Genomic DNA, 20,638 nt, shown 5'->3' with positions numbered 1-20,638 from the left:
ATGATGATTTGCGACACCGTGTTGCCGCTGCCCTCAGGCAAGCCGAACCGCTCATTTGCGTGGGAGTGGTGGTCATGCGCCGCCGTCCGCATTAGTCACTTTGGCCAGCGCCAACACCTGATCCAGCACCCCTTCACGCGCGTTGAGCGGATAGCCGTACTTGCGTAACAGCACACGGATGGACGTTCGCATATGCGCTTGTACAGCCTCTCGCTTGTCCCAGTCGACAACCTTATTGAGGGCAATGACCTTGGCCAACTCTTGGGCGATCAACGGAATACGGCCTGGCTCCACGTGCTGCGCTTCCAGCGGCGCACGCAAGACCTGCTCGATACTTTGCAGCGCTCCATCGACAACGACGGGCACTTCCAAGCCTGTCGCCTGAGGCTCGACGGCTGGCTGCGGCGCATCCGCTGCCTTGGCAGCCTGTCGCGCAATCTCGGCTACCTGCTCGGCCTCGGCCGTGAGGATGTTGCAGTAGTCCGATGCGCCGATCAGGTCCGGGAACAGGCTGGCGTGGTGCACGTTCATACGCCGCAAGTGGCGCACGCAGGCGTCACGCTCCTCGTTTTTGATGTAGATCTTGCAGATGTAGCGCGCAAGGATCTCGGGCTGTTCTTCTTCGGAGGCGGAACGCAGCTCCTCGTCGGTGAAGCCTTCCTCATCGGCCAGTACATTGGTCAGCTTATTTTCCAAGGTCGCGTCGTAGGGCGAGAAGGTAAACAGACCGGCCTGATTCACCAGCCGTCCGTGGTGGTCCTTCCGTGGCTCAAACACGCGAATGCCGGTTTCAGCCTCGTTGTCGGCAAGAAAGCTCTTGTTAAGTACATACACCGCGCGGTAGGGGTTGTCCTTTTCGTCCCTATCGTCTTCCTTTTGGAACGCAAAAAAGAGGGCCACGTAAGGCGAGTAGGTCCAGTCGAGCAACGGCGTCATCAGGCCATGGTGCTGGCCTACGGACCACAACTCGTCGGGCTCGTCCACCAAGGCCGTGTCGTTGAGCCGGCCACGTACTGCGCGCTTGAAGCGATCAAACTGACCGTCGGCCAGCGTCTCCGTGACGATGCCGTTGGTGGTGACCCGGCCCAGCGTTGGCATCAGGCCCCAATCGAAGCGCCGGTGACCGCGGAACACCAGTTGGACACCGGGCCGATTGAAGAAGTCGCTTTCCAGCAGTTGGGTGAAATCGCGCCAGCTGTCCAGACGGGTCACTGGAATACGCGCACTCACTTCGTCGGACATCACCTCGAAGCACTTGGTCTTCCCATCCGCGCTCCAGAGCGGAATCTGCGAGAAGTAGTCGCTGACTGCTACGGGCTCTTGAGTGACCAGCGGTTCGATGGCCTCGCTCACGCTGCGACCTCCGCCTCAGCGCTCTCGATATATAGTTCGCCGGAAAGGAGCTTGGGAAGAAGCGCGTCCCGCAACTGGCTGAGCGATGTCGACGCATCCGTGTTAGCCCGAATCGCAGACCGCAACAAGCTGACGATGGAGTCGAACGCCCGCAAGGCTATCGAACTTGGTAGTACATGCTCAAGGCGGTACACGTTATCCCTATTCAGCCCTGGCACCGCCGCATCGGTATTCATCTTGTCTAGGCCTAGTGTCTGCAAGAGATAGAAGCAATAGGTCATCGGCGCTGCGATTGGGCGCACATAGAACGTCGTATCGATTGGAAAAAACGGGCCGTCTTCCCAATAGAGCGCCCCTACGGTTCCTTTACGCCCCACAATCACCGATCCATGGCTTACGAGGGCCTGACTGTGAGAGCCAGTCACGCCACCCGAGCCGTACACAGGAATGGGACCATCAACGCGATCTATCGCCTTGAGGGCTTTTCCGTAGGCCAGCTCCAGTAGTCGCCCCACGTTATTGACCTGCCATCCCTTCGGAATCTCGCCGAGGTCTGAGTTCTCAGTCTCATCCGGGAACAGCGCGGCGGTGGCGGCGAGGGAAGTGAATTGTTCGGTGGGCAGGGCGTCGAGTTCGGCATCGGATTTGCCGCTGATGGCGGTCATGGCAGCGTGCAGCGGGTCGCGGCCTTCGGCCTTGGCGGCGATCTTGGCTGCAACGGGGGCGAAATCGACAAACCATGATTTGAAGATCGCTTGCGCCATGGCTTCAAGCGTTTGGTTGATGCGGCGATTGAGGTCGATCTTTGCATCTAAGGAATCCAGCACCTTGACGATGCCCTGCTGGACATTCAAAGGGGGCAGCCTGAATGAATGCTTTTTAAGTTGACCGAGATTGAACCCCGGCACTGCTGCACCAATCCCGTTGGAGAGGATTTCGCGCTGCTTTTCTGGACTTGAGAAAACGTAGTACAAAAACTTGGATTCGACCTTCTTTGGGTCAACGGTCAACTTCATCTGTTTGTTGGAGACCACGTATTCCGGGTACTTAGACCTGTCGTGAATCAGCCCAACCTGATTAATGGTTCCCCAGCAGGTGAAGACCAAATCCCCTCTTTTTGCTATCGACCGACTGAACTCCTTGGCTTTGTCGAACGAGACAAAAACAAGATTCTCGTCAACCAGCTTGACCCCAACATCTGCACTTAGATTCGAACCCCGAATAACAGGAATGCCCGAAGCAGTAAAGAACCTAGAACCAATCGAGGAACCAAATGGACCCGTCGATAGCGCATTCGAACCATTTGCGGCAATCTCTTCTACACGAACTTCAAGCCAGTCAGAACTCATATCCCAACCCCGCCAAGTTCTTCTTGATCTCTTTCTCCAACTTCGCGCTCTCCGCGAACTGCTCCGCCAGCTGCACCGTCAGCCGCGCCATCTTTTCGGCGAAGGCTTCGGCATCTTCTTCCTGATCTTCGGCGCCTACATAGCGCCCTGGCGTCAGCACATGCTCGTACTTGCGGATGCCCTTCAACTCCACGGATGCACAGAATCCCTTGACATCCTCATATCCCTCACCCTGCTGCCAGGCGTGGAAGGTGTCGGCGATCTTCTGGATATCGGCATCGGTGAAATCGCGCAGCACTCGGTCCTTCATATAGCCGAGCTGACGAGCGTCGATGAATAAAAATTGACCCCGCCGGTCGCGCTTCTTCTTGTCGAGATTAAAACCGTTGGCCTTGTCGCGAGTGAGGAACCAGATACAGGCCGGAATCTGCGTATTGGTGAACAACTGCCCCGGCAGAGCGACCATGCACTCCACGTAGTCGCGCTCCACCAGTTGCTTGCGAATCTCGCCCTCATTGTTGGTGTTGCTGCTCATCGAGCCATTGGCCAGCAACAGGGCCATGCTACCGGTAGGCGCCAGGTGGTAGAGCATGTGCTGCAGCCACGCGAAGTTGGCATTGCCCTGTGGCGGGGTACCGGCAATCCAGCGCGGATCGTTTTCCAGCTTGGCGTTCCACCATTCCTTCATATTGAAGGGCGGATTGGCCATCACGTAGTCGGCGCGCAGGTCCGGGTGCAGGTCGTTGAGCAAGGTGTCGCCGGGCTGGCCGCCGAAGTTGAAGTCCAGGCCCCGGATGACCATGTTCATGGCCGCCAGTTTCCACGTGGTGGGGTTGCTCTCCTGACCGTAGACGCTGATCTGCCCGGTCTTGCCGTTGGCCACTGTGCCGCCGTGCTGGGCAATGAATTCCTCGCTCTGCACGAAGAAGCCGCCCGAGCCCATGGCGGGGTCGTACACCCGGCCCTTGAAGGGCTGCAGCATCTCCACGATCAGCGTGACGATGCTCTTGGGCGTGTAGTACTGCCCACCCTTCTTGCCTTCGGCCAGGGCGAACTTGCCCAGGAAATACTCGTAGACGTGGCCGAGGATGTCCTTGCTCTTCAAGTCCAGAACTTGCCCGTCATAGGTGGGCCGGCTGAAGTTGGTACTGGAGAAGTGGCCGATCAAGCCAGCGAGTTTGTCGCTGTCGATCTGGGTACGTGCGAAGTCCTTGTTCAACACGTTCTTGAGTTTGGGGTTTTCGCGCTCCACGGCCTCCATCGCGTTGTCGATCAGCCAGCCGACGGTGCGCATCTTGTCCGGCGCCATTTCCAGCTTGCCAGCCTCGTTGCGCATATAGCGGCCGTCACTGTCACGCTTGGGCACCTGCCATGGCAATTCGCTGCCTGGCGGCAACTTGGCCAAACCACGCAGCGTTTCCCAACGGGCTTCTAACGGCACCCAGAAGACGTTCTTTTCGGTGTAGTAGTCCCGAACTTCCAGTTCGGCGGCGATATCGGCTTCGTAATCTTCCGGATAGTCTGCCGGATCCATGTAATAGTCATGCTCCGGGTTTTTAAACTGCTCACGCAATTCGCGTTGCCGCTCCTCGAAAGCATCCGAGACGTACTTAAGGAAGATCAGGCCCAACACGATATGCTTGTAGACAGACGCGTCCAGCGCGGAGCGCAGCTGATCGGCGGCGGTCCAGAGCTTCTTTTCGAGCTCGTTGAAAAATTGGTGTTCGATCTGTTTCATTCTAGAGATAGTTCCCAATGAATCATTCATTCAAAATCGGCAATTAGCGCTCACCGGCCAGAAACCACACGGGTTTGAGCGGAAGACGGACGCGCGCCACATCGTCAAGCTGACCATAGTGCGTAGTCCACAGCTCAACCAACCGGCGCGCATCGATCAGGCTGATCCGCCGATGCGACTGGCGCGCCTCGTAGTCCGCGTCCTTGGTGAAGCCAGACAGCGCGACGAACAAACCGACGTCCCCATCCCCCAGAACCGCCATAAAACTGCGCAGGCCTGTCACATCGATCCGCGGCGAGTTGGCATTGCGCTTGACCTGCACCTTAATGCGCGGCGGGCGGGTGCCGAGCGGGTCGTTGTAGGCAATGATGTCGGTGCCACCGTCCTTGCCGGGTGGTGCGACCCAGGCAACGTGATACCCCATCGCCCGCAGCAGCGACGCCACAAGCTCTTGGAAGTCGTAGGGCGGCATCGCGGCGAGGTAAGCCTCGATCTCGGCCCATGCCATTTCTTCGGCTTCTTCCAGCGTGATGCTGGCCGATTCCTCGGTGAGCTCGCTTTCGCGATCGTCGACCTCGTCGGCGACTGGCTGGGCACTCTTCCACTTCTTGTACAGCTGCCCGACCGCGCGGATGAACTGCTCCGGATCCGGGTAGGCATGCAACGCTGCTTCACCCTCTGGCGTAAGGGTCCAAATGCCTTTGTCCTTGACCAGCCAGCCGGCCTTGACCGGCGCCACGGTGCTGAAGCGCACGATTTTCTCGAAGCGACGGCCACCGGTTTCGTAGTCACCCGATTCGTACTCGGTGAGCACGACCTGCTTTTCCAGCGAAGCCAGTGCATCGGACGCACGCATGCCTTCCGGCTGGGTCTTGAGGATATGGAACAGCGCACGGGTCAATTCCCCCGTGCGGCGCCTGCTGATATTGGCCATCTACTTCCCCTGTGGCGCGACGTTGGCGCTAACGCCGTGCTTAATGATAGTCGTCTTCACGCTGATGCCTGACTGCCAAAACGGTGACGACCTGATCGCTTTCCACCTCAAACAGCAGCACATAGCCGCTGGCACCGAAACCGATCACCAGCTCCCGCAAGAACGGGTCCGCCAACCCCGCCTTGCGGCAGCTCAACGGGGCCAGTTCGAGCACGGTGACGCCGTCGCGGATCGCCTGCAGCGCGCGCTCGGCCACGGTGAAGTCGCCTTCGGCACGCTGTAGCAGCCAGTCGTAAAGACGCGCGAGATCGTCGCGCGCCTGCTGCGTGAAGCGGACGGAAAATCCCACCTTGACTCAGCCCTTGCGCGCCTGGTCCAGTTGGGACTGCAGCCCGGCCAGCACATCGGTCGCGTCGATGTACCGGTTGGATGCCTTGGCGCTGTCACGCGACGCCAGCCCGCGTGCAATGAAGGCTTCCTGCTGCTGACGCTGCTGCACCTGGGCACGCACGGAGTGCTCGACAAAGCTGGACAGCGTCTCACCCTCCTGCAGCACGGCCTCGGCCGCTTCGCGCAGCGCCGGGTCTACCCGGAGCGATGGAAGAGATGCGGATTTCATGGCAGACCCAGTGCGTTGCAATTGCGATGCATCATCGCAAGCTAGCGCCGGTGCTTCAAGGTTTCTTTGCAGACCTAAGTCGACGATGTCGCAGCTACGCTGATGCAATGGTACGTAGACGCTGAAGCACAACGCTTGCGCGCGCCGGTTCGGTCACCAATCCCGGCAACGCGTTCACAAACGCCGGGTTATCCACTAGCCCCACGAACACGTCGGCCACCCACTGCCGAAGATCTACATGCTCCACGGCAAGCTCTTCCACCAGCTCGGCCCGGCCATCGACGACATTGAGGACATCCTCCAGGTCGTGACTGGAAAGGAAGTCGCTGTTGCCTCGGGTAGCGAAGGCTTCGAGCTTGGTCGCAACGAATGCTGTCGCTGTCACCAGGCGGATGGACAGGCGATCGCTCAAGGCCACAACTTGGGCCGTCTCTACCGCATGGGCGTACCAGCGGTTGGAGAAGCCAAGCACGCCGGCATCCACCGGCATCAGGTCGAAGAGGACGCCCGACGCTTCGTGTACCCAGCGGCAGACAACACCGCTGTGCATCTCGTGCGCAAAGCCCTGCGATTCCACACGCGCCTCGATACCGCGGAACCGGGCCCAATCAAGATTGACCACCGCATCGACGTCATAGGTGGCGCGGACGCTTTCCGCCAATGGATCGGATACCAGCAGTCCAACAACTGCCCCGCCAAGAAATACTACGTGTTCGCGAAGCTCGCCCAATGCATTCGCAATCACAAGCAGATGCGGTAGTTAGGATCGTCAGAGCGCATCGCCAAGCCTCAGCAATTGTTTGAGATAGCTTGCTGCCAGCGTGCGCTCGCGGGCACGCCCGCTGCGTAGGGCGTCCTGCAGCGCCAGAAGTTGGTGCAAGGCAGGGTCGGCCAGCGCAGCGTTGGGCACACCGGTCGACAACGGCGACAAGCTGGGGCCTTTGGCCGTGCCCTGCGCGCTTGGCCACACCGGTGCATCTCCTGGGGAGCTGGAAATGGCAATGGACAGTGGGGGCACGCCGAAGGCCGTAGGAATGCCACGCCTTAGCGGCCCGATGACGGCAGGAAAGGCGTAACGCACGCCGTGGACCGCAAACTCGTGCAGCGCCGTGCGCACCGTCTCCCACTCGCCGCGACTTTTTTCCAGCGCCAAGCCGGAGGCCACCGCGCGCTTGACGCTGCGATGCACCTGAGAAGGGCTCATGCCCAGCGCTTCTCCAAGGGATGCATACGTCCAGGCCTGGCCCGCCTGGGCGACCTGCTTGTACAGCACCACCAGATCCTGGGGCTTCAGTTCCACAGCCAAGCCCGCCTTATTCCATATTCCGGAATATGGAATATCCAGCGAGCGAGCTGTTTTTGCAAGCGGTCTCCGCTATCTGCGACAACGATCTCTCCCGCGCTCATTGGCTTTGCGTCTGTGCCAGTGTGTGCGTCGAGCTCTTGCAACCTGAAGCAACCGCTCCACCGGCGCGCTGACTAATCCGCCGATGGACCTGCTGGCACGCAGGTAGGTCCACCTGATAACGCCCCTGCGCCTGCGACCTCGCGCGACCTGCCTAGCCTGGCAGCGCCGCCCTAATCGCCTCCCCCGCCAACCGCGCGCTCGCCAGCAGACGCTCCAGGCTCTGCCCATGCCGGGCGCTGGCGGACAGCCCGGCCATGGTGGTGCTGACGAAATCCGCCAGCCGGTCTGCGTCGTGCGGGCAGTGTTTGGCGATGTGGGAGCGGATCAGCTCCTGGGCGGCGACATGAAACCCGCAGGCGGCCTCGCGCGCCTGCGCGTCGTTGCTGCGCGTGCCTTCCAGCACCAGGCAGCCGGTGGCGGCGGGGTCTGCGGCGTAGCAGCGCGCGGCCTGTTCCAGTACGTCGGCCAGCGCGTCGGCCAGCGGGCGGCTGGCGTCCAGAATCTGCGGCAGCGGGATGGCCCCGGTCTGCGCGTAGCGGTCGAGGATGCGCGCATACAGGCCGGCCTTGCTGCCGAAGGCGGCGTAGAAACTGGGCGGGTTGATGCCCAGCGCCTGGGTGAGGTCGGCCACGCTCAGTGCGTCGTAGCCGCGCGCATGAAACAGCTTCTGCGCGGTGGCGACCGCTTGGTCCGGGTCGAACGCCCGCGGCCGCCCACGGGCCCGGGAGGTTTCTGTAGTCATTGTTACAAAATCCTTGACGGCAGACGAAATCTATTATGTATTACTCGCTACATTAATTGCGAGGTAAGTGCATGTCAGCGTTCAAGGACAAGTCGGTGTTGGTGCTCGGTGGCAGCCGGGGAATTGGCGCCGCCATCGTGCGGCGCTTCGTGGCCGAGGGCGCACGGGTGACGTTTACCTACGCCGGCTCTGCCGAGGCGGCGCAGCGCCTGGCCAGCGACACCGGCAGCACCGCGGTGCTGGCCGACAGCGCCGACCGCGATGCGGTCATCGCCACGGTGCGCCGCAGCGGGCCGCTGGATGTGTTGGTGGTCAACTCCGGCATCGCCTTGTTCGGCGATGCGCTGGACCAGGATCCGGACGCGGTGGACCGGCTGTTCCGCATCAACGTGCACGCGCCCTACCACGCCGCCGTGGAGGCCGCGCGGCAGATGCCGCCCGGCGGGCGGATCATCGTGATCGGCTCGGTCAACGGCGACCGCATGCCCCTGCCCGGCATGGCGTCCTACGCGCTGAGCAAATCCGCGCTGCAAGGGCTGGCGCGCGGGCTGGCCCGCGACTTCGGGCCGCGCGGCATCACCATCAACGTGGTGCAACCGGGCCCGATCGATACCGACGCCAACCCGGAAAACGGGCCGATGAAAGACCTGATGCACAGCTTCATGGCGATCAAGCGCCACGGCCGCGCCGAGGAAGTGGCCGGCATGGTGGCCTGGCTGGCCGGCCCGGAAGCGGGCTTTGTCACCGGTGCGATGCATACGATCGATGGTGCGTTTGGGGCGTGACGTGGCGACGTCGGCGTTGACCACGCTGCAACTCGACACATAGTGCGATCGATGGCGGCAAAGGTCCTTCTTCAGCACACGTGGCGAACTGCCGTTGCACCGCCAGCATCTTGATTCACCGGCATCTCCTGCCGGCAGCGCGTCATCGAATTCCCATGCCATGCGGCGCATGGCACGGGTCATCGCAGGCTTGGTCTTTGCTGTCGCGCTGATCCCAGGTTGCCTATAGTTGCGGCGAACCCTGCAATGGATTGACCAATGCACATGATGTCATCCGGCCGGTGCCTGGCCCTTGCACTCGCCGTTGCTGTGACCGGCAGTGCTTGTGCACGGACGCCATCACCCGAACAGAAAAGGACTTCCCCCATGCCAGACAACGTCACCACAGGCCGCACCATCAACGGGCACACCTATTCGGACGCTCCGGTTGACGTAAAGCTGGGACCGAACACCTTCCGCATCCCCGCCAACTACCTGGACAGCCAGATCGCGCCGTGGCCGGGCGAAGGCGTGACGCTTGTCATCGAGTGGCCAGACATGACCCCCACCCCGCCCGGGGCACGGGCCAACCCGCGTACGAATGATTTCCGGAAAGAAATTTCCGTGTCGATCGACTACATCGACCGCGCACCCATCGAAACATCGCTGGAGAGGCTGTCGTCCAACGAGGCCATCACTGAAGACGGTTCGGTGGAACGCCGAGATCCAAGAGATCGCCTGGACTTACGCATTGCCCAAACCGAGACCATGGGGCTAATGCTATACACCATTGACGAAGCAAAGATGGCAGGGTTTTCGAAAGAATACGAAGCACGCTATGGCAAACCACCAACACGTAACCCCGGCTACGAAGACGACTGGTATGTTGCGCGCGGACCAAAGGGCAACCTGACGACATTTATCAAATGCGACAGCAAGAAGTTTCGAGGAGATGGCGTGCGCCTGGAGGGTGATCAGGTCATCAACGAGGATGGCGCAGTTTCCGCCGGTTGCTTTCATTATTTCTCGGATATCGAGAATAAGCTGTCAATCAGGTTGACCTACAAAAGGGCGTTCCTGAAGGATTGGAAGCGCATGGAAGACGCAGTACGGGATGTACTGGCGCGAACCAAAGTGCAGTAATCCGCCCATTACAGGAGTGAATCATGAGTGGATTGACTAAGAAGGATTTGGCTGTCCTGACCAGCTATGCCAGAGATGGCAACCGCGAACTCTACTGGAACTATCTTTCCCAGTTGCCAGGTGCCGATGGCTACGGAACGTTGGCACTGGGTGTCGTTCGCAATGACAGCTTGCCCGGCCAAGTGGCAAACAGTTATGCGCAGGATTACGCCAGGCAGCAACACGACAACGGATCGCGCTTTGCCAATGCCGAACTGAGTGAGCGCCAATGGGAGGTATTCGGGCAGACGCTGGTCAAACAGGATTTGGCGCAGCGGATGCATTGGATGGAACAGCGCCGCCCGGACCTGGCCTTGAACCTTCCTGGCAAGGATGTGATGACTGCACATGATCGAGCATTCGAATTTCACCAGCTCGACCCCAACTGCTGGACACCTCGCGTCCTTTTAGAAGCAGCCGAGCAAAAAAGCGGCCCCCAGAAGCTGGAACAGATCTGGGTCAACATGCTCGACAACGAGTACGTCGGCGCCGCTCGCATCAGGAACACGGGCTACGAGACCTTTGCCCAGATGGGACTGGCGGCCGGCAGCCAGTACCTGGCCAAGCTGGGCACCACCGAGGCGATCCAGATGCTGGAGGGCCGCTCCGCCGTCGATCCAAACGTCATCGGCAGCAACAGCTTCTACGCGATGTACTTCGAGAAAGAACAGAAGTGGGTGAACGTCAGCGCTGGCGGCGGGCATCTGTCCATGCGCGAAGAAACCAATGCCGGCCGTATCGCCGAACTCGATGATGCCCGCGCCGTGCGCCTGGAGCGGCAGCAGAAAGCCACGCAGTTCCACGAAGACGACCCGTACCGCTCCATCACCCGCAGCCCGTTCACGGCGTCGGCCGACGGCCTGCCGGATCCGACGCAGGCGCCCACCAAACTGACCGATATCGGCCCTGATCACCGCGACTACGCACTGCTGCAGCAGGTACGTGCGGGCGTAAGCGCGATCGATGCGCAAGCCGGGCGCACGCCGGACGAGAACAGCGAGCGTCTCATCGCCAGCGTGATGACCCTCGCCCGCCAGAACAACCTGGAACGGGCCGACCACGTGGTGCTGAGCCAGCAGACCGCCGACAGCCCGGCTGGCCGCAATGTGTTTGTGGTGCAGGGCGAGTTGAACAACCCCGCGCACCTGCGCGCCCACATGCCGACCGATGTGGCTGTGCAGACGCCGGTGGCGCAGTCGCTGCAGCAGCTGGAGGTGGCCAGTACCGACCGCCAGCAGGCGTTGGCGCAGAGCCAGCAGCAGGAGGCGGACCGGCAGCGCGAGAGTGCGTCGATGCGCATGGGATAAAGCCGGCAGCGCGGCAAAGAAAAGCCCGGCAAGGCCGGGCTGTTTCCTGTGCTGCGATGGCCGCAACGCTCAGCGCTTGCGTGCCTTCAACCACGCCTTGATCTGCGGCAGCGAGGCCGCCCGCAGCTTCACCCGCGTCTGGATCGTGTTGATGGCGTTGTCTGCGGCCTGCCGCGAGGTCGGCGCGATGTACTGCTCGGCATAGGCCTTGATCCGGTCGGCGGTGGCAAGCTCGGCCGAGTCGATGCCCAGGCCGGGGTAGTAGCGGGCGCGCGAGGTGGAGTCCACCAGTGTGTCCACCTGCGTGCGATGCGCCACGGCGAAATCGAAGGCAAGCTCCGGATGCTGGGAGGCGACCCGGTCGATCATGCTTGCGCCGGTGGTGGCGCCCGGCTCTGGTGTCAACGCCAGTGCCAGCGCGCGCTTGGCCAGCGCCTCGTCGATGGGCATGGAGAGGAAATCGTAATAGGCGTCGCGCACCATCGCCGAGGTTTCCTGCTTGGCCAAGGCATGCAGGGCGTCCCAGGTGGCGGTGTCGGCATTGCGCGCAACCGCGCCCAGCACGCTGTCACGCAGCTCCGGCGACAGCGATGCGGGAGTGGCCTGGAAAGCGGCAAAGCGCCTGCGCGCCTCGGCGATCACGGCGGCATCGCCCATGTCGCTGAGGCTGGCGATCAGGCGGGTACGCAACTGCTGGATCTGCGCCGAGTCGCCATCGCGGTTGTCCCAACCCAGCGTTGCGAATTCGGCCGACAGGCGCGGCACTGCATAGGCACGCCACGCGGCGCGCCCTGCCGGGTCATGCTCGAAGCTGCCATCCACACCATCGTAGATGCCGGCCACCATGTCCCAGACGTCGGGCGATGCGCCGACTGCCACCTGTGCGGTGAGATCCAAGACATCGGCCTCTGTCTGCATGCCCGCGTCGGCCAGTGCGTCGGTGTCGTTCAACACGCCCAATTGATCCACCACCGGCAGCGCGCCAAACCTGCTGATCAGCGCCTTGAACTGTGCGGGCGCATACAAGGTGCGGAAGTAGCCTTTTTGCCCGGCGTTGACCACCACCGGTGCGTCGCAGCTCGGCACCTGCACCTGGGCGGTGCCGTCTACCAGCACACGTACCGGCTTGGCGTCGCCGCTGCGCACGACCACCGGCACATGCCAGCGCAACGGCTGCTTGTCGGGGCGGTCCAGCGTCAACTCGCCCTGCTCCAGCGTCACCGTGGTCTGGCCACCCACGCAGCGGGTGCTGGCCTTGATCAACGGCACGCCCGGCTGCAGGGTGAAATCGTGTGCCACCTGGGTGAATTGCTTGCCCGGGGCCACGGCGTCGATCTGCTGCCACAACTGGTCGGTCACCGCATTGCCGTACTGATGCTGCTTGATGTAACTGCGCACGCCGTCACGCCAGTGATCCGAGCCGACATAGTCTTCCAGCATGGCAATCACTGCCTCCCCCTTGGCGTAGGTGATGGCGTCGAAGGCCTGGCTGGCCTGCTCCACGGTGGCCACGTGCTGCACCACCGGGTGGGTGGTCACATACGCATCGCGCCACATGGCCAGGCGGCTCTTCTTGGCCGGACCGGTCTTGTCGATGTCCCATTCCGGATGCAGTTTTGCCGTGGTGCGCGCTTCCATCCAGTTGGCGAAGCCTTCGTTGAGCCACAGGTCATCCCACCACGCCATGGTCACCAGATTGCCAAACCACTGGTGCGCGATCTCGTGCGCGGCGACGGTGAACACGCCTTGCTTGGTATCGATGTTGGCCACCGCCGGATCCAGCAACAACGAGTATTCGAACGTGAAGATCGCGCCCCAGTTTTCCATGGCGCTGAAGAACTGGCTGCGCCCGGGCGCGGCGATGTTGTCCAGCTTGGGCAGCGGGTATGGGATGCCGAAGTAGGCGTTGTACTCGTGCAACACATCGCGGCCGGATTCCAGCGCGAATTGCGCTTGACCCACCTTGCCCTTCTGCGCGATGACACCGATCTCGGTGCCATTGTCGGCGGTGACGGTGGCGCGCTCGAAATCGCCCACGCTGACGAACAGCAGGTACGTGGACATCTTGGGCGAGGTCTGGAACGCGATGCGGGTGCGCCCGTTTGCGCCCGGCCGCGACGAGACCACCGGCATGTTGCTCACCGCCATCTGCCCGGCCGGCGCATTGATCGCCAGGTCGAAAGTGGCCTTGAAGTTGGGCTCGTCCCAGGAAGGAATGAAGCGGCGCGCATCGGAGTTTTCGAACTGGGTGAACAACGCGCGGCGCGCACCTTGCGCGGTGGTGTAATCCAGCGCGAACAAGCCATTGGCCTGCGTGTTGATCACGCCGCTGTAATCGATGGACAGCACGTACTCGCCCGCTGCCAGCGACTTGCCGAACGCGAACGTGGCGGTCTGCGCCTCGGCATCGGTGCTGATCTTGGCCGATTGCGGCTTGCCGCCTTTTTGCGTGAGCGTGCCGCGCGCGAAGCTCAAGCTGGCCGCTTGCAACACGATCTGGTCGGTGGGCTGCAGCACACTGATATCGATGGCGACCTTGCCGTCGAAGCGCATCTTGTCAGCATGCGGAGTGATCTCCACTGCGTAGTGCGTGGGCTTGGCTGTGCGCGGCAACTGGGTGGTGATGGACGAAGCCTCGGCGCTCGGCGGCACCGGCGCAGCTGCGAAGGCGGAGACAGCCGGGCTTGTACCGACCAGGGCCAGTGCGATGGCGGTCACCAGGGGAAGACGCATGGGAGATTCTCGATGGGGACGAAGTGGGCACGCAACGGCGCCAGACCGCGGATGATCCGCCGGAACCGGGCACGCAGGCACCGCCAAAAGTCATGCCAAATCTCAGTAATCCTCAAACGCCAACGGCCCGGACAAGCCGGGCCGTTGGACGCTGCCGCGATAGGCGTCAGCCGATCAGGCGAACGGGTCCTGCAGCACCATCGTGTGGTCGCGATCCGGGCCGGTGGAGACGATGCTGATCGGGCAGCCGGCCAGTTCTTCCAGCGCGCGCAGGTAGGCACGTGCGGCCACCGGCAGCTTGTCCCACTCGGTGATGCCATGGGTGTTCTCGGTCCAGCCCGGGAACTCTAGGTACACCGGGGTGCACTCTTCCCAGCCCTGCGCGTCCAGCGGGGCGTATTCGGTGCGCTTGCCGCGGTATTCGTAAGCGATGCAGACCTTGAGCTTTTCCATGCCATCGAGCACGTCGAGCTTGGTGATGCACAGGCCGGAGATGCCGTTGATGGCCACCGCACGCTTGAGCGCGACGATGTCCATCCAGCCGCAGCGACGCGGGCGGCCGGTGGAGGCGCCGTACTCGGCGCCGCGGTCGCGGATGCCCTGGCCCACTTCGTCGTCCAGCTCGGTCGGGAACGGGCCGCCGCCCACGCGCGTGGCATAGGCCTTGGCGATGCCCAGCACGTAGTCGATGGCGTCAGCGCCCACGCCGGTACCGGCCAGTGCGCCGCCGACGGTGGTGTTGGAGCTGGTGACGTACGGATAGGTGCCGTGGTCGATGTCCAGCAGCGCGCCCTGCGCGCCTTCGAACAGTACGCGTTTGCCCTGCTTGCGCAGGTCGTGCAGGATGCCGGCCACGTCCGACTTCATCGGCTGCACGTAATCGCCAAAGGCCAGTGCCTCGTCGAAGGTCTTCTGGAAGTCCACCGCTTCCACGCCCAGGTACTTGGTCAGCACGAAGTTGTGGTAATCCAGCGCGGTGCGCAGCAGCTCTTCCAGCTGCGGCGGGTAGTGCAGGTCGGCGATGCGGATACCGCGACGGGCGACCTTGTCTTCGTACGCCGGGCCGATACCGCGGCCGGTGGTGCCGATGGCCTTGCCGCCGGCGGCCTTCTCGCGCGCCTGGTCCAGGGCGATGTGGTACGGCATGATCAGCGGCGCAGCCGGGGAGATCTTCAGGCGCGAGCGCACTTCCACGCCGGCGCCTTCGAGCTCGCTGATCTCCTTGATCAGCGCGGCCGGGGAGATCACCACGCCGTTGCCGATCAGGCACAGCGCGTCGTCGCGCAGGATGCCGGACGGAATCAGGTGCAAGACGGTCTTCTTGCCATTGATGACGAGCGTGTGGCCGGCGTTGTGGCCACCCTGGAAGCGGACCACCGCACCGATCTCTTCGGTGAGCAGATCGACGATCTTGCCTTTGCCTTCATCGCCCCACTGGGCACCGAGCACGACAACTGACTGACCCATGACGGGTGAACTCCTGAGTTTTGCTGCGGCCATCGGGGCCGCGGGATGGGACCGGTTCACGGCTGGCGGCGTCGCCTGGCGCGCGGCTCCATCGGGGAGCCTTGCAGCGGCGCGTAAAGCCCTGACACGGAAAAAGCCGAACGAGGTGCCCTGTGTGAGCGTGCCCGGCCGGCTTTTGTGCATTATCCGGGTTTCCGGTGACGTGCACTACCCCCGGCGAACGGCGGATCGGGGAGCTGGTCGGATTGCGGCTGGCCATCGGTTGCGCGGTGCTCCGGGCGCTGCCGGTCCCTGGCAATCCCAAGCCCCCATCGCGGGTCGTAGGAGCGCACCCGGGCGCGACTGCTTCACCGGTAACGCCTGTCGCGCCCAGGTGCGCTCCTACGCTGCCCGTTGCGGTCGGAATGGACCACCCACTCAGTGACGCACGATCCACAGCGCGATCGCGCCCAGCACCAGGGTCACACCGCCGATGGCACGCAGTTGGGCCGTGGGCAGGCTGAACAGCTGCTCGACCATCCGCTTCCAGGCGGCGGGCGCGGCGAACAGCAGCAGGCCTTCGATGACGGCGATCAGGCATAACGCGGACAGGAACTCGTGCATCAGCAACACCGGGACAACGTGGGAGCTGCAGTGTGCCCGGTTCGGCAGCCTGCCACGCCACACCGTAGGAGCGCACCCGGGCGCGACGGGCATTGCCGGTAAAGCAGTCGCGCCCGGGTGCGCTCCTACGCGGCGAGGTGGCGTGCCTCGCGAGATCTGCAGATCGCCGACGCACGATCATTCGATCCACGAAGACACCGGAACGACACCCGGACACACCACACCTCGTAGGAGCGCACCTGGGCGCGACGGGCATTGCCGGTAAAGCAGTCGCGCCCGGGTGCGCTCCTACGAGGATGCCGGGGTTTGGATGCGCATTAATCACCTCTCAAAGCCAGATTGCGTCCCAGAACGGGTAATCGCCCACGCGGCTGACCAGCCCGGCACGGAGGGGATTGGCGATGAGGTAGCGCGCGGCTGCGTGCAGGTCCTCGTCCTTGCGCAACGCGTGGTCGTGGTAGCTGCGGCTCCAGACCGGTGCGTGATGCTGGCGCTGATCGTTCACCGCGCGCGCTGCACACGCTTTCATGCATGAGACGGCGTTGGCCAACCCGGTGGTGCTTCCAAGCTGCAATAACCAATGCACATGATCCGGCATCAATACCCAGGCCAGCAGCCTGGCGTCGGAGGGCGTTGCCGCGGTGAACGCGCGGCAGGCCGCTGCGGCCAGCAGAACATCTGCGAACACAGGGCGACGCTGCCATGTCGTGGTGGTCAGCAGGTAAGCGCTGTTGGGCGAAGACTGCCTGCCATGGCGCAGCGCGCGATGCCCGGGAGTGTCGATGTTGGCCATGGCACGATGCTGACGGCCTTGGACCGCGCGAGATATCGGCAGTTGCCGCGTTCTGCGCTAGGGATCCATGTGGCGGCTGACTGTCAGAGGCAATCAGCGGGGTCCGCCGGCAAGGCCCGTCGCGCCCGGGTGCGCTCCTACCGGGTCGAGTCTGGCCAACCCGACGGGGAAGGCGCGCCAGGCAGCTGCGGACTCCGGACATACCCACCACCATCGCAGTCCACGAAACGCCATCTGCCCGATCCATCGGCCCACGCGCGCCACGCGTAGGAGCGCACCTGGGCGCGACGGGCATTCCCGGTAAAGCAGTCGCGCCCGGGTGCGCTCCTACGGTTGGGCGCGCGTCTGTCTGCCCGGCAGTGAGAGGCACATACGACAACGCCCGCGTTAGGCGGGCGTTGTCGTTTCAAGGCATGGCGATCAGCCAGCGATCAACGATCGCTCTTGAGGTATTGCAGGAACGGGTCGTTCTTGTCCAGCACCACCACGCCGTTGCCATCGGTCATGGAGCCGCGGTATGCCTCCAGGCTGCGATAGAACGCGTAGAACGACGGATCCTTGGCACCGGCCTGGCCGTAGATGCGGGCGGCGTCGGCATCGCCTTCGCCGCGCAGCTTCTGCGCATCGCGCTCGGCGTCGGCCACGATCACGGTGGACTCGCGGTCGGCCTGGGCGCGGATGGTCAGGGCCTGCTCTTCGCCTTCGGCACGCAGCTTGCTGGCTTCCTGCTTGCGCTGGGCGCGCATGCGCTCGTAGACGTCGGTGATCACCTGGCTGTCGGTCGGCAGGTCGATCTGCTTGATGCGCAGGTCGGTGATCTGCATCCCTAAGCCCTTGATGGCGCCGTTGATGCCCTTGAGCTGGTTGGCGATCAATTCGCTGCGGTCGCCGGAGACCAGCTGCTGCAGGGTGCGCGAGTTGATCTGGTTGCGCAGCGAGTCGGTGATGATCGGGGCCAGGCGCGAATTGGCGACCGACTCCTCACCACCGGTGGCGCGATAGAACGCCCGCACGTCGGAGATGTAGCCGATGGCGAAGAAGTCCACGCTGACGTCTTTCTGCTCGGCGGTGAAGTAGCGCGCCGGGGCGGTGTCCAGCACCTGGAAGCGGCGATCGAACACGCGCACCGATTCCACCACCGGGATCTTGAAGTGCAGGCCGGGCTTGAGGTCGGCACGCACCACACGGCCCAGGTTGAGCACCATGGCGGTCTGGTCCTCGCGCACCACGAACACCGAGCCCATCAGGGTCAGCAACACGGCGACGATCAGGCCGATGACTAGCGAATTCTTCATTATTCGGTTCCCTCACGGCCGGTCGGGCGCGGGCCGCGCTCCGGATTGCGGATGCCCTCGCTGCCGCCGCTGGTTTGCGGCGGATTCAACAGCACATCCTGCGGCACCATCGACGGCATGCCGCTGTTGCCCGTAGTGCCGCTGTTGCTGGCGGACTTGCCGGCGTCGGCCGGCAACGGCACGTAGATGACCTGGCGGCCATCGCTGCCGATCACCTTGCGGTTCTCCGACAGCACCTTCTGCACGGTTTCCAGCCACAGGCGCTTGCGCGTGACCTCTGGGGCGTTGGCGTACTGCTCCTGCAACAGCGTGAAGCGATCGGCGTCGCCCTCGGCCTTGGAGATCACCGCCTGCTTGTAGCCTTCGGCGCCGGTGCGGGTACGCGCACCCTGGCCGCGTGCCTCGGGCACCACCTTGGCGGCGTAGGCCTGGGCTTCGTTGATCAGGCGCTCGCGCACCTGCTGGGCACCGTTGACCTCGTCGAAGGCCGGCTTCACTTCTTCCGGCGGGCGGGCGTCGGGCAGGGTCACGCCGGTGACGGCCAGGCCGGTGTTGTAGGCGTCCAGTGCCGCCTGCAGGCGATCCTTGGAGGCAATGGCCAGCGGGCCGCGGTTGTTGAGCACGGTATTGAGGTCGGAACGGCCGACCTGCTCACGCACGGCACTCTGCGCGGCCTGCTCCAGCACCAGATCGGCATTGCGCGACCCGAACAGGTACTTGCGCGGGTCGCTGATCTGGTACTGCACGTTGAGCGAGACGTTGACGATGTTCTCGTCGCGGGTCAGCACCGGCACCTGGTTGCTGAAGGTCTTGATCTCGGTGGCGTTGACCTTGCGCACCGACTCGACCGGCCAGGGCAGCTTGAAGTTCGGGCCGGGCTGCAGGATGCGCGAGAACTGGCCGAAGCGCAGCACCACGCCGCGCTGCTGTTCGCCGATGAGCTGGAAGCTGGAGAACAGCACCATCAGCACCACCGCGACCAGGATCCAGCGCCCCACGCCACCATCGAACAGCTCTTTCAACGGGGCGGGCAGATTGCCCCAGCCACCACCGTTGCCACCACCGCGCGGGCCCCAGGACCTGCGACGGTTGGGGTCCGGGCCGTCTCCGCCCTTGTTGCCGGGTGTGTTCCAGGCCATGCACGCTCCATGATCGAGGGGCTGTGCGGGCCAGTCCCGCAGTGCCGCCGTGTTGTTTGATTCGCTGATTCTACTAGATGGGGCAGACCGACCGTTTTGAAAGGCCCCAATTGGTGCGTCCCGGTTTAGCCGCTGGGGTGAATCGAGCCGATGGCCGGGTTCGCAGACGGGGAAGGACACGGTGTCAGCGCGATCTGGGGGCAAGCACCGGGCGCGCGTTCTGGAGTTGGCCAATGGTGATCACGCCGAGACTGGACGCAGACCCGGCCTGCGATGCGCTGCACGATGACGCCGACGACATCGTGCTGCTCGCTGACGCGTGGCCATTGTCAGTCGACCGATCCGGCGTCTGGCCTGGCTGGATAGCCCAGGGTCGCGGTCAGGCCAAGCAATCGCTGCGCTTTGCCGACCCCGGGTTGCGGCGCAGGATGCCGCCAATGGCAGGCGAGCATCGGTGTCCAAACGGCACTGGCGGCGCGGCTGACGTTGGCATCAGCGCTGAGGGGCATGCGGCTGGGGCGATGCTGCGCTGGCACAACGCAGTCCGGAACGCCTCCGCCAACCCTGCTCCCACCCTCGCCGCCGCACTCACGCCATCGGCGGTTCGTCTTTCTGGTTGAACACGCGCTCCATCACTTCCAGCAACTCGTCTTCGGAGAACGGCTTGGTGATGTAGGCGCGTGCTCCCTGGCGCATGCCCCACATGCGATCGGTGTCCTGGTCCTTGGTGGTCACCAGGATCACCGGGATGTGCTGGGTGGTCGGCTCGCGCTTGAGCGTGCGGGTGGCCTGGAAGCCGTTGAGGTTGGGCATCACCACATCCATCAGCACCAGATCCGGGAGTGACGACTTGGCCGCTTCCACGCCGGCGGCACCATCGGTTGCAGTGATGGTCTCGTGCCCCAGCTTCTCGACGATGCGCTGAATCCCCAGCAGCTGCGACGGCGAGTCGTCGACGATCAGAATGCGTGCCATGTGTTTCCCCTAGTGTGCGCGGCGAGTGTAGTGCGCCGGCCGCGCTTGCGGTAGCTGGGCCAGACGGTGCGCCCGGCGATGCCGTTACGAGGCGTGATCCGGTGGCGCGGCGCGATTGCCCCAGCCAATGCGTACTACGTTGGGCAGGGCGCAGCTGGATGCAACAACGTCGCAGCAGGCCACTCGCCCACGTATTACGTGCATGCTGCCCTGCCCTCAATCCCTCATCGATACGAG

The 20,638-nt window shown here is 63.3% G+C and carries 19 protein-coding genes and 1 pseudogene; 4 read left to right on the top strand and 16 right to left on the bottom strand.

Features of this window, described 5'->3' with window-relative positions:
• Window positions 1–72: 72 nt before the first annotated feature.
• The 9 genes and pseudogenes from CPBF1521_RS05930 to CPBF1521_RS05890 form a co-directional block, all read right to left on the bottom strand.
• A complete protein-coding gene (locus tag CPBF1521_RS05930; protein WP_201798617.1) occupies window positions 73–1,353 on the bottom strand; it encodes an FRG domain-containing protein in 1,281 nt (426 codons plus the stop codon).
• A complete protein-coding gene (locus CPBF1521_RS05925; protein WP_115676318.1) occupies window positions 1,350–2,702 on the bottom strand; it encodes a restriction endonuclease subunit S in 1,353 nt (450 codons plus the stop codon). The genes CPBF1521_RS05930 and CPBF1521_RS05925 overlap by 4 nt, the downstream gene beginning before the upstream one ends.
• The gene (locus CPBF1521_RS05920; RefSeq protein ID WP_115676317.1) at window positions 2,692–4,440 is read right to left on the bottom strand and encodes a class I SAM-dependent DNA methyltransferase; all 1,749 of its coding nucleotides are present in this window, start codon (window positions 4,438–4,440) and stop codon (window positions 2,692–2,694) included. The genes CPBF1521_RS05925 and CPBF1521_RS05920 overlap by 11 nt, the downstream gene beginning before the upstream one ends.
• Window positions 4,441–4,483: 43 nt before the next feature.
• Complete coding sequence (locus CPBF1521_RS05915) at window positions 4,484–5,374, bottom strand: restriction endonuclease (RefSeq protein WP_115676316.1); 891 nt, start codon at window positions 5,372–5,374, stop codon at window positions 4,484–4,486.
• Window positions 5,375–5,414: 40 nt separating this feature from the next.
• Window positions 5,415–5,723, bottom strand: coding sequence for a type II toxin-antitoxin system RelE/ParE family toxin (locus CPBF1521_RS05910; RefSeq protein WP_115676315.1), 309 nt, complete (start codon window positions 5,721–5,723; stop codon window positions 5,415–5,417).
• A 6-nt stretch (window positions 5,724–5,729) separates the two neighbouring features.
• Window positions 5,730–5,993: a YlcI/YnfO family protein gene (locus CPBF1521_RS05905; protein ID WP_104582362.1), complete on the bottom strand. Its 264-nt coding sequence runs from the start codon at window positions 5,991–5,993 to the stop codon at window positions 5,730–5,732.
• A gap of 214 nt (window positions 5,994–6,207) precedes the next feature.
• A pseudogene (locus CPBF1521_RS05900) lies at window positions 6,208–6,615 on the bottom strand (hypothetical protein); the annotation flags it as partial.
• Between the two features lie 147 nt (window positions 6,616–6,762).
• A complete protein-coding gene (locus CPBF1521_RS05895) occupies window positions 6,763–7,293 on the bottom strand; it encodes a MarR family transcriptional regulator (protein WP_115676541.1) in 531 nt (176 codons plus the stop codon).
• A gap of 259 nt (window positions 7,294–7,552) precedes the next feature.
• On the bottom strand, window positions 7,553–8,143 hold the full coding sequence (locus tag CPBF1521_RS05890) for a TetR/AcrR family transcriptional regulator (RefSeq protein WP_115676313.1): 591 nt from the start codon (window positions 8,141–8,143) through the stop codon (window positions 7,553–7,555).
• A 71-nt stretch (window positions 8,144–8,214) separates the two neighbouring features.
• Here CPBF1521_RS05890 and bdcA point away from each other — a divergent pair, with 71 nt between their 5' ends.
• The 3 genes from bdcA (at window position 8,215) to CPBF1521_RS05875 (ending at window position 11,396) form a co-directional block, all read left to right on the top strand.
• On the top strand, window positions 8,215–8,928 hold the full coding sequence (gene bdcA, locus CPBF1521_RS05885) for an SDR family oxidoreductase (protein WP_115676312.1): 714 nt from the start codon (window positions 8,215–8,217) through the stop codon (window positions 8,926–8,928).
• Between the two features lie 258 nt (window positions 8,929–9,186).
• Complete coding sequence (locus CPBF1521_RS05880) at window positions 9,187–10,050, top strand: Smlt3025 familytype IV secretion system inhibitor (protein WP_104582355.1); 864 nt, start codon at window positions 9,187–9,189, stop codon at window positions 10,048–10,050.
• A gap of 23 nt (window positions 10,051–10,073) precedes the next feature.
• The gene (locus CPBF1521_RS05875; protein WP_181901104.1) at window positions 10,074–11,396 is read left to right on the top strand and encodes a Smlt3024 family type IV secretion system effector; all 1,323 of its coding nucleotides are present in this window, start codon (window positions 10,074–10,076) and stop codon (window positions 11,394–11,396) included.
• Window positions 11,397–11,465: 69 nt separating this feature from the next.
• Here the strand turns inward: CPBF1521_RS05875 and CPBF1521_RS05870 are convergent, their stop codons facing one another.
• The 6 genes from CPBF1521_RS05870 to hflK all read right to left on the bottom strand — a co-directional run bounded on the left by CPBF1521_RS05870 (window position 11,466) and on the right by hflK (window position 19,426).
• A complete protein-coding gene (locus CPBF1521_RS05870; protein ID WP_115676311.1) occupies window positions 11,466–14,129 on the bottom strand; it encodes a M1 family metallopeptidase in 2,664 nt (887 codons plus the stop codon).
• Window positions 14,130–14,303: 174 nt separating this feature from the next.
• The gene (locus CPBF1521_RS05865; RefSeq protein ID WP_024938603.1) at window positions 14,304–15,596 is read right to left on the bottom strand and encodes an adenylosuccinate synthase; all 1,293 of its coding nucleotides are present in this window, start codon (window positions 15,594–15,596) and stop codon (window positions 14,304–14,306) included.
• A gap of 417 nt (window positions 15,597–16,013) precedes the next feature.
• The gene (locus CPBF1521_RS05860; protein ID WP_039407247.1) at window positions 16,014–16,199 is read right to left on the bottom strand and encodes a DUF2065 domain-containing protein; all 186 of its coding nucleotides are present in this window, start codon (window positions 16,197–16,199) and stop codon (window positions 16,014–16,016) included.
• Between the two features lie 328 nt (window positions 16,200–16,527).
• Entirely contained in the window at window positions 16,528–16,992 is a 465-nt protein-coding gene (locus CPBF1521_RS05855; RefSeq protein WP_115676310.1) for an REP-associated tyrosine transposase, read from the bottom strand.
• Between the two features lie 431 nt (window positions 16,993–17,423).
• The gene (gene hflC, locus CPBF1521_RS05850) at window positions 17,424–18,287 is read right to left on the bottom strand and encodes a protease modulator HflC (RefSeq protein ID WP_039523939.1); all 864 of its coding nucleotides are present in this window, start codon (window positions 18,285–18,287) and stop codon (window positions 17,424–17,426) included.
• Entirely contained in the window at window positions 18,287–19,426 is a 1,140-nt protein-coding gene (hflK, locus tag CPBF1521_RS05845; RefSeq protein WP_115676309.1) for an FtsH protease activity modulator HflK, read from the bottom strand. Before hflK ends, hflC begins: the two co-directional genes overlap by 1 nt.
• Before the next feature lie 233 nt (window positions 19,427–19,659).
• On the opposite strand from hflK, the gene CPBF1521_RS05840 reads away from it, so the two are divergent.
• Entirely contained in the window at window positions 19,660–20,046 is a 387-nt protein-coding gene (locus CPBF1521_RS05840) for a hypothetical protein (protein WP_147295419.1), read from the top strand.
• Here the strand turns inward: CPBF1521_RS05840 and pilH are convergent.
• Window positions 20,015–20,401 (bottom strand): twitching motility response regulator PilH, encoded by a 387-nt coding sequence (gene pilH / locus CPBF1521_RS05835; RefSeq protein WP_115676308.1) that lies wholly within the window; start codon window positions 20,399–20,401, stop codon window positions 20,015–20,017. The two genes, CPBF1521_RS05840 and pilH, sit on opposite strands and share 32 nt — an antisense overlap.
• Window positions 20,402–20,638: the final 237 nt, after the last annotated feature.

Origin of the sequence: Xanthomonas euroxanthea, assembly GCF_900476395.1 — a bacterium.
Lineage (GTDB): Bacteria > Pseudomonadota > Gammaproteobacteria > Xanthomonadales > Xanthomonadaceae > Xanthomonas > Xanthomonas euroxanthea.
Note: the sequence above shows the minus strand (reverse complement) of the source record. Positions and strands in the feature narration are given on the sequence as shown.

Coding starts and splice junctions, on each gene's coding strand:
- CPBF1521_RS05925 (WP_115676318.1), bottom strand. CDS start 2,702: ATGAGTTCTGACTGGCTTGAAGTTCGTGTAGAAGAGATTGCCGCAAAT.
- CPBF1521_RS05920 (WP_115676317.1), bottom strand. CDS start 4,440: ATGAAACAGATCGAACACCAATTTTTCAACGAGCTCGAAAAGAAGCTC.
- CPBF1521_RS05915 (WP_115676316.1), bottom strand. CDS start 5,374: ATGGCCAATATCAGCAGGCGCCGCACGGGGGAATTGACCCGTGCGCTG.
- CPBF1521_RS05905 (WP_104582362.1), bottom strand. CDS start 5,993: ATGAAATCCGCATCTCTTCCATCGCTCCGGGTAGACCCGGCGCTGCGC.
- CPBF1521_RS05890 (WP_115676313.1), bottom strand. CDS start 8,143: ATGACTACAGAAACCTCCCGGGCCCGTGGGCGGCCGCGGGCGTTCGAC.
- bdcA (WP_115676312.1), top strand. CDS start 8,215: ATGTCAGCGTTCAAGGACAAGTCGGTGTTGGTGCTCGGTGGCAGCCGG.
- CPBF1521_RS05880 (WP_104582355.1), top strand. CDS start 9,187: ATGCACATGATGTCATCCGGCCGGTGCCTGGCCCTTGCACTCGCCGTT.
- CPBF1521_RS05875 (WP_181901104.1), top strand. CDS start 10,074: ATGAGTGGATTGACTAAGAAGGATTTGGCTGTCCTGACCAGCTATGCC.
- CPBF1521_RS05870 (WP_115676311.1), bottom strand. CDS start 14,129: ATGCGTCTTCCCCTGGTGACCGCCATCGCACTGGCCCTGGTCGGTACA.
- CPBF1521_RS05865 (WP_024938603.1), bottom strand. CDS start 15,596: ATGGGTCAGTCAGTTGTCGTGCTCGGTGCCCAGTGGGGCGATGAAGGC.
- CPBF1521_RS05860 (WP_039407247.1), bottom strand. CDS start 16,199: ATGCACGAGTTCCTGTCCGCGTTATGCCTGATCGCCGTCATCGAAGGC.
- CPBF1521_RS05855 (WP_115676310.1), bottom strand. CDS start 16,992: ATGGCCAACATCGACACTCCCGGGCATCGCGCGCTGCGCCATGGCAGG.
- hflC (WP_039523939.1), bottom strand. CDS start 18,287: ATGAAGAATTCGCTAGTCATCGGCCTGATCGTCGCCGTGTTGCTGACC.
- hflK (WP_115676309.1), bottom strand. CDS start 19,426: ATGGCCTGGAACACACCCGGCAACAAGGGCGGAGACGGCCCGGACCCC.
- CPBF1521_RS05840 (WP_147295419.1), top strand. CDS start 19,660: ATGGTGATCACGCCGAGACTGGACGCAGACCCGGCCTGCGATGCGCTG.
- pilH (WP_115676308.1), bottom strand. CDS start 20,401: ATGGCACGCATTCTGATCGTCGACGACTCGCCGTCGCAGCTGCTGGGG.